This is a genomic window from Chryseobacterium sp. YIM B08800, from assembly GCF_026163565.1.
GTDB lineage: Bacteria > Bacteroidota > Bacteroidia > Flavobacteriales > Weeksellaceae > Chryseobacterium.
In genome coordinates, this window is the sequence record NZ_JAPDKN010000012.1 from 25,061 (window position 1) to 33,458 (window position 8,398).

6 protein-coding genes are annotated in these 8,398 nt (G+C 33.6%); 2 read left to right on the top strand and 4 right to left on the bottom strand.

What is annotated here, in order from left to right; genetic code table 11:
* Positions 1-231: 231 nt before the first annotated feature.
* From OEW74_RS06240 to OEW74_RS06255, 4 genes are all read right to left on the bottom strand, one after another.
* Positions 232-1,239 (bottom strand): aldo/keto reductase, encoded by a 1,008-nt coding sequence (locus OEW74_RS06240; RefSeq protein WP_265427667.1) that lies wholly within the window; start codon positions 1,237-1,239, stop codon positions 232-234.
* A gap of 415 nt (positions 1,240-1,654) precedes the next feature.
* Positions 1,655-3,952 (bottom strand): GH92 family glycosyl hydrolase, encoded by a 2,298-nt coding sequence (locus OEW74_RS06245; protein ID WP_265427668.1) that lies wholly within the window; start codon positions 3,950-3,952, stop codon positions 1,655-1,657.
* Between the two features lie 268 nt (positions 3,953-4,220).
* Positions 4,221-4,904 (bottom strand): response regulator transcription factor, encoded by a 684-nt coding sequence (locus OEW74_RS06250; protein ID WP_265427669.1) that lies wholly within the window; start codon positions 4,902-4,904, stop codon positions 4,221-4,223.
* A 17-nt stretch (positions 4,905-4,921) separates the two neighbouring features.
* Entirely contained in the window at positions 4,922-6,169 is a 1,248-nt protein-coding gene (locus tag OEW74_RS06255; protein ID WP_265427670.1) for a sensor histidine kinase, read from the bottom strand.
* Positions 6,170-6,335: 166 nt separating this feature from the next.
* Between OEW74_RS06255 and OEW74_RS06260 the strand changes: the two genes are divergently transcribed.
* The gene (locus OEW74_RS06260) at positions 6,336-6,746 is read left to right on the top strand and encodes a DUF1573 domain-containing protein (protein WP_265427671.1); all 411 of its coding nucleotides are present in this window, start codon (positions 6,336-6,338) and stop codon (positions 6,744-6,746) included.
* Between the two features lie 477 nt (positions 6,747-7,223).
* Entirely contained in the window at positions 7,224-8,105 is an 882-nt protein-coding gene (locus tag OEW74_RS06265) for an SDR family oxidoreductase (protein ID WP_265427672.1), read from the top strand.
* Positions 8,106-8,398: the final 293 nt, after the last annotated feature.

Here is an 8,398-nt window from a genome sequence, read left to right on the forward strand (position 1 = left end):
CTTTTTATTTTTTTAGGGCGCCTTTTTCCGTCTTCCACTCCCGCTTTTTTGCTCCGCTTCGCTCCACAAAAAGAGCTCCGTTCAAGCCGGGGCGCAATCGTATTGTGTTTTTAAGTAGTCTGTCATTCTGACGAAGGAAGAATCTCACAAATATAATAATGGGGAGATTCTTCACTACATTGCATTTCGTTCAGAATGACAAACTACAAATAAATTAATTTTAGAAAAAGATTAATAATCCAAAAGTCCCATACTGAATTCATCATAAGGTGCACCCGTATCCGTTCCCAAAGGTACAATACTTTCTAATTTTTGAAGCTCATTTTCAGATAATTCAATCTTTGAAGATTCAATATTTTGCTCAAGATATTTTCTGCGTTTTGTTCCCGGAATAGGTAGAATTCCTTTGCTTATGATCCACGCCAAAGCCAATTGAGAGGAAGTAATATTTTTTTCTTTCGCCATATTTTCAATCGCTTCCACCAATTCGATGTTTTTTTGAAAATGTTCCCCTTGAAAACGAGGAATTTTCCTTCTGAAATCATTTTCGGGCAAATCATTAATCGTTTTGATGTTTCCGGATAAAAATCCTCTTCCCAAAGGAGAATACGCTACAAAACCAATTCCCAATTCGTTCAAAGTTTGGATGACTCCTTTTTCTTCAACGGTTCTTTCAAAAAGAGAAAACTCACTTTGCACTGCCGAAATCGGATGAATTGCATGAGCTCTTTTTACTGTTTCAGAAGATACTTCCGACAAACCGATATATCCGATTTTACCTTCCTTCACCAAATCACTCATTGCTCCGACAGTCTCTTCAATTGGGGTATTTTTATCAAGACGATGCATGTAATACAAATCGATATAATCGGTTTTTAGATTTTTCAACGAACGCTCAACCGACTTTTTTACATAATCTTTCGTCCCATTGATTTTCCATGTTACCTGTTCGTTATCATCAATTTCCCATCCGAATTTTGTTGCGATGATATACTCATTGCGGTTTCCTTCAATAGCTTTTGCAATTAATTGTTCGTTTTTAAAAGGACCATATAAATCGGCAGTGTCCAGAAAATTCCCACCCAATTCCAATGAGCGATGAATGGTTGCGATGGCTTCTTTTTCATCGGTTTTTCCATACATATCTGCATCGCCAAAACCCGTCATTCCCATACATCCCAAACCAATATTCGGAACAATTAATCCCTGACTTCCTAATTTTACCTGATTCAATTTCATATTGTTGATTTTTATTGATACAAAATTCAGCAGAAATTAGAAACGGGATGTATGCAAAACCATGGTTGTCGTATGCAAATTACAGATTGTGACTTTTATTTTAAAAAGATATAACACAATCATCTGTGAAAATCTGTGAAATCAGTGGGAGAAAAGTCGTAGCAGCTTTTGCCATTTCGAGGAACGAGAAATCTATAATTTAAAATGAAAAAATAGATTCTTCATTGCGCATTTGCGCCATTCAGAATGACAAAGGAATTAAGCAATCATTTGTGAAAATTTGTGAAATCTGTGGTAAATAAAAAATGTCATTCTAAAAAATAATCTAGGTTTAGACTTTTCCAGAATGACAAATTTATATAACTAATTGTGAAAATTAGTGCAATTTATCAGTGCAATTTGCGTTTAAGCAAAACTATTTTCGAGGTTTAGAAGACATATAAAAACTCAATTTTCCTCCATTCATAATATCAGAATGTTTCAAAGTAAAGTTTTTAATTTCCTTTCCATTCAATAGAATTTTTTGAACATAAATATTTTTCGGACTTTGATCGATCGCCTCAATTTCAAAAGTTTTTCCGTTTTCCAAATTCAAAACAGCATGATCAATCGCCGGACTTCCAATGGCATAATCTTCCGAACCTGGAGCAACAGGATAAAAACCAAGCGAACTCAAAATATACCAAGCGCTCATTTGTCCTGCATCGTCATTTCCGCCCAATCCATCGGGAGTTGCTTTATATTGCATCTCTAAAATTCGTCTGATTTGCGCCTGAGTTTTCCAAGGTTGTCCCGCCCAATTATAAAAATAAGCAACATGATGCGCAGGCTCATTTCCATGTACATAACCTCCGATGATTCCTTCTCTTGTAATGTCTTCTGTGTCTGCAAAAAACTCGTCTGGTAAATGCATGGTGAACAATTCATCCAGTTTTGAAGCAAATTTTTTCTTTCCACCCATCAATTTAATTAATTCGTCCGGATTTTGTGGAACAAAGAAACTGTAGTTCCACGAATTCCCTTCGATGAAACCTTGCCCGTGAGTACTCAAAGCGTTAAAATCTTTCTTAAAACTTCCATCCGCCAAACGAGGACGCATAAATCCAACCGTTTTATCAAAATTATTTTTCCAGTTTTCAGAACGCTTGATAAATTGATTGTAAATTTCCGTTTCACCCAAATGTTTTGCCAACTGAGCAATTGCCCAATCATCGTAAGCATATTCTAAGGTGTTGGAAACTGAAGTTCCATTCTTTTCGGCAGGAATATATCCCAAATCAATATATTGTCCGATTCCTTCGTAATCTCTTTTGTTGGCGGTTTCTACACAGGCTTTCAATGCTTCTTTTGCATCACCATGATAATTTCCTTTAATAATCGCATCTGCAACCACACTCACGCTGTGATAACCGCTCATACACCAATTGTCATTCGCATAATGCGACCAAATCGGCAACATTTTCATCGAAAATTGATCGTAATGAGCCATCATCGATTTCACCATGTCACCGTTTCTTTTTGGCTGAATAATATTGAAGAAAGGATGAAGTGCACGATAGGTATCCCAAATAGAGAAGGTTGTGTAGTTGGTAAAACCTTCCGCTTTGTGAATGTTTTGATCTAAACCTTTATACTCTCCATTCACATCCATATAAGTTGTTGGATTGATAAAAGTGTGATACATCGCCGTATAAAAATTCGTTTTCTCCGCTTCAGAACCTTTAATGACGATTTTATTGAGTTCTTTATTCCAATTTTCCTGAGTCTGTGCTTTTACTTGATCAAAAGATAAGTTTCCTGTTTCTTTTTCTAAGTTTTCTAAAGCATTCGCTTGACTTACCGGTGAAATTGCAAGCTTAACTTCAATCACTTCATTTTCATTCGTGTCGAAATCAAAATACATTTTCAGATTTTTTCCTGCGATTTCCGGAAAGTTTTTTGTTTGATCAAATTTTCTCCAAAATCCACCATAAACCTGCTTTCCATCATAATTTTTCTGACCGTAAGATTTAAATGACTTTGAAAATTTCATTGCAAAATAAACCGTTCTTGTTCTTGCCCAACCGTTGGTTTGTCGATAACCGGTAATCGTATTTCCGTTTTCAACACGAACATAAGTCCAGACATTTTTACCATCGTAATTATAAATTCCAGCCATTAAATCTAAAATAATGTGTGCCTGATCAGATTTTGGGAAAGTATAACGATGAACACCGACTCTTGTTGTAGAAGTTAATTCGGCTAAAATATTATGATCGTCTAACTTTACTTTATAATATCCTGCTTCTGCGGTTTCATTTGCATGTGAAAATCTGCTTCTATAGCCACTTTCTGGATGAGTTGCTGTTCCTGGATTTAGCTGTAATTTTCCAACAGTCGGCATCACTAAAAAATCTCCTAAATCAGAATGTCCGGTTCCGCTAAAATGGGTTGAACTAAAACCTACAATTGTTTTGTCTTCATATCTGTAACCCGCACAATATTTGTAAACATCACCATTGTATTTTCCATTCATTTCGTAGGAAATTGTATCGGTTTCCGGGCTTAATTGAACAGCTCCAAAAGGCGCAGTTGCTCCCGGATAAGTGTGTCCCATTTTCTCAGTTCCAATCAACGGATTAACATATTGAACGAGTTTCTCGAATTTTTGAGCGTTAAGATTTAGACCAAAAAATAAAAGAAGTATAAAAGTAATAGTTGCCGGATTTTTCATGAAAATTATTTTGGATCGTAAATTTAATTAAAATGAATGATAAAGGTTTATCAATAGAATATTAATGATGCAATATTAAACTCTTAAGCTTATTTATGAAGTTAAGAGGCATCAAGAAAAATAATTTTTTTACGGAAATTTCTAAAGTTTGTTTTATCTCCTTTATGTTTCAATTTTCTCTCGCAGATTAAAGAGATTTGGCAGATTTTTTCATCTGCTTTATCAAAATAATCTGCGAGCGGTTAAGTTTTTTAGTGAAATTAATCCTTTAAACTTTCTCCGAAAAACGAAAACCAATTCCGTGAATATTTTCTATCGAAACGGTATCCTCTTCGGCAAAAACTTTCCTCAGTCTTGAAATAAAAACATCCAGACTTCTCCCCATAAAATAATCATCATCGCCCCAAATTGCCTTTAAAATATCCTGTCTTTTGAGAACGGTATTTTTATGACGAATAAAATACAAAAGGAGATCAGATTCTCTTTGGGTAAGGGTAATTGTATTTTGATTATCGTTTAAAGTATAGTTTTTAGGGTCGAAATTGTACTTTCCAATTTTATATTTTTGTGGAAAAGTTTCCGTTTTTTTAGAACGTTTCAGGAAAATTTCAATTTTTAAAATTAATTCTTCGATGCTGAAAGGTTTCACCAAATAATCGTCTGCTCCGATTTTCAACCCTTTAATTCGGTCTTCTTTCAAAGCTTTAGCAGAAGTAAAAATGATTGGAATTTCGGCGTTTTTATCTCTTATTTTTTGTGCTAAATCGAAACCGTTCATTTCGGGCATCATGATATCGAGTAAACAAATATCGAAATCTTTGGTGTTGAACGCTTCAAACGCTGATCTTCCGTCTGAGCAATGTTCTATTTCATGATAATTTTCCAAACTGTCCTGAATCAGAAAAGCTATGGTTTCATCATCTTCTGCGTATAGAATTTTAGATTTATCCATCATTTACACAAATTAAATTAAAACGGAAAAAACAGAGTAATGGTGATGCCTTTATCTGTATTATTTTCAACAGATATTTTCCAGTTATGCTGCTGAACGATTTTTTTTACATAAAATAATCCCAATCCAAATCCGTTAATTTCATCACTATTATTGACAGGGACTCTGTAAAATTTATCAAAAATATGATTGATGTTTTTCGCAGGAATGCCCATTCCGTTATCTTTAAACTTTAAATATAAGCCTTTTGAATCTTTCACCGAAGAAATCATAATTTCAGGCTTTGTATCGCAGTACTTGATGGAGTTGTCTAAGAGGTTATAAACGATATTGGTAAAGTGAAATTCATCTGCTAAAATAGAAATATCATTTTCAATATTTATCTGGATTGAAATGTTTTCATTTTTATGTTGAATGGTTTCTGCAATCTCTTCAATAAATGGTTTTAAAATGATTTTCTGAGGTTTTAAAGATAATCCTGAAGCATCATTTTTTGCAATATTCAGTATTTTTTCAATATGATTATTCAGTTTGAAACTTTGATTGATAATAATCGATGTATATGTCTTTAACTTAGGATTTTCTTGTACAACTTCTTGCTTGTTAAGTGATTCTGAAGCTAAAAGAATTGACGATAGAGGAGTTTTAAACTCATGGGTCATGTTGTTGATAAAATCACGTTGCAGTTCCGAAAATTTCTTCTGCTGAATAATTGTGTAAATGGAATAAACGTAAACGAGAAGAATGATAATCAGCGCAAAAGTCAGAAGATACCAAAAACGTAAAGAGCTAATCAGGTAAGTTGTTTTATCGGGGAAACGGATTGAAAAATAATACGTAAGATTTTTATGTTTCGGAAACTGAATTACCTTTTCACTGGGCTCTTCCTGATGACTGGTCATGTATTTTCCGTACATCATCTGGTCGCTGTGGCAATTGTATAAAGCGTAAACATAATCTGTATTGATTTGAAATCTCGTAAATTCTGTTTTCAGATAATGCTCAAGAACGGCGGGATGAAATTCGTTATTGATATTAACAACATAATAATCATTCGCAATAATCTGTACCGGATTTTCTGTGAAAGATGCTTTTCCTTCAGTCATTTTGTCGACAACCTCCATCAAAGCGATGTTTACTTTCTGATTAAATTTTCTGTCCTCAAGATTATAGGCTTGTTTGGTCCACATAAGTTGAGCTATCAAAATACCGATGATAGCAACCAATCCAAGGCTTATAATGATATTGAGTTTTTTAATTTCCATTTTCAGAAGCAATATTATCCAAAAATATCTATAATTTTTTTACCATTAACAACTCGTTAACAAATGTTTGATAATGGTTAACAACTTTCACGTTTAGTCTGTGTTACATTTGTTACAACAAAAAAATAATTGTTATTTGATTTCATAACTACAAAATTTTATACACATGAAAAATTTAAAAATTACAGCACTTCTTGCGGTTTTGGCATTCTCTCCGTTTTATGCAAACGTATTTCCGGTAACTCCGGTTTCAATTGTTAAAAAGGTAGCAGAAGCTGCAAAATGGAAAGCAGAATCTATTGACGTGGGGAAAATTCCTCAAGGAAAACCAAAAATCATCAGATTTGAGTTCACCAATACTTCATCACAGCCTATTATGATTGATAAAGTGGCACCATCATGTGGATGTACAACCGCTGATTATACAAAGACTAAAATTTTACCGGGAAAAACAGGATTTGTGGAAGCAAGTTACAATGCTGCTGCGGAAGGTCCATTTTCAAAATCAATTACAGTGACGATGAGTGACAATCAAAATCCAAAAATACTTTCTTTTAAAGGAACGGTTGTTAAGTAATTAATTTAATCTTGTTCAATATAAAAAATAGTCTGTCAGATAATTGACAGACTGTTTTTTTGCACCTTAAATACAATAAATATCTAAAACCTTCTCGTCTTGCGATTTTCAAACTAATTTGGATATTTAAGCATTAAAAAACATTAGATAGTATATTTTATAGATTATACGTTTGATTGTAAATCTTTTTGAATATCCGTTATTTATCATAGCAAGGTTTTAACCACGAAGCGCACAAAGATTTCACGAAGAACACAATAGTTGTGAGCTTTGTGAATAAACTTAGTGTACGTTGTGGTAAAAAATAATCATAATTACAGCAAAGAGTTTTTAATTATAGCCTATTGCAGACAATCATTTAAATCTTTTATCTATTTTCTTTCATCTACTAAAAACAATTATTTGTAGCATTATTTATCAAACTATTTTCGGGGATAACGTTTTAATATTTATTATTTTTAAGAAAAAATAAAACGTATGAATCTTTATACACAACCGATGTTGCGTGAAGACGCTCTAAAAGATAAAGTTGCTATTGTTACAGGAGGCGGAAGCGGTCTTGGAAAAGCAATGACCAAATATTTCCTGCAATTAGGTGCAAAAGTGGTAATCACTTCAAGAAATTTAGAAAAACTTCAGGTTACTGCAAAAGAACTGGAAAACGAAACAGGAGGAAAAGTACTTTGTGTAGCTTGTGATGTAAGAAATTGGGATGAGGTTGAGGCTATGAAAGAAACCACTTTAAAAGAATTCGGAAAAATTGATATTTTATTAAATAATGCAGCAGGAAATTTTATTTCGCCCACAGAAAGATTAACGCATTCTGCTTTCGATTCTATTTTAGATATTGTTTTAAAAGGAACAAAAAACTGCACACTTTCTATCGGAAAACATTGGATTGATTCAAAAACTCCCGGAACGGTTTTAAATATTGTTACAACTTACGCTTGGACAGGTTCTGCATACGTCGTTCCCTCTGCTTGCGCAAAAGCAGGCGTTTTGGCAATGACAAGAAGTTTAGCTGTGGAGTGGGCAAAATACGGAATCCGTTTTAATGCAATTGCTCCGGGACCATTTCCTACAAAAGGAGCTTGGGACAGATTGCTTCCGGGAGATTTGCAGGAAAAATTTGATATGAGGAAAAAAGTTCCGTTGAGAAGAGTAGGAGAACATCAGGAATTGGCAAACCTTGCAGCGTATCTGGTTTCAGATTATTCAGCTTATATGAATGGAGAAGTCGTTACAATCGATGGTGGGGAATGGCTTCAAGGTGCAGGTGAATTTAATATGCTTGAAGATATTCCACAGGAAATGTGGGATGCTTTGGAAGCAATGATCAAGGCAAAAAAATCCAATTAATTATGAATTATGAATTATGAATTATGAATTATGAATTATGAATTATGAATTATGAATTATGAATTATGAATTAATTTTGCTAACATCTAACATCTAACATCTAACATCTAACATCTAACATCTAAAAAATATCACGAACAATGCTTCTCTATGAAACAGAAGCGTTATTTTTGTTCTTTAATTTAAATAAGAACCCTAATGAATTTCAGATTTTCAGCTCTATTACTATTTGTTTTTGCATGGAGCTTTTCTCAGAATTTAAAAGTAATGTCTTTCAACATCAGACTCAATGT

What these genes read in the sequence shown, in the direction of transcription:
- OEW74_RS06240 (WP_265427667.1), bottom strand. Translation starts at nt 1,239, where the DNA reads ATGAAATTGAATCAGGTAAAATTAGGAAGTCAGGGATTAATTGTTCCG.
- OEW74_RS06245 (WP_265427668.1), bottom strand. Translation starts at nt 3,952, where the DNA reads ATGAAAAATCCGGCAACTATTACTTTTATACTTCTTTTATTTTTTGGT.
- OEW74_RS06250 (WP_265427669.1), bottom strand. Translation starts at nt 4,904, where the DNA reads ATGGATAAATCTAAAATTCTATACGCAGAAGATGATGAAACCATAGCT.
- OEW74_RS06255 (WP_265427670.1), bottom strand. Translation starts at nt 6,169, where the DNA reads ATGGAAATTAAAAAACTCAATATCATTATAAGCCTTGGATTGGTTGCT.
- OEW74_RS06260 (WP_265427671.1), top strand. Translation starts at nt 6,336, where the DNA reads ATGAAAAATTTAAAAATTACAGCACTTCTTGCGGTTTTGGCATTCTCT.
- OEW74_RS06265 (WP_265427672.1), top strand. Translation starts at nt 7,224, where the DNA reads ATGAATCTTTATACACAACCGATGTTGCGTGAAGACGCTCTAAAAGAT.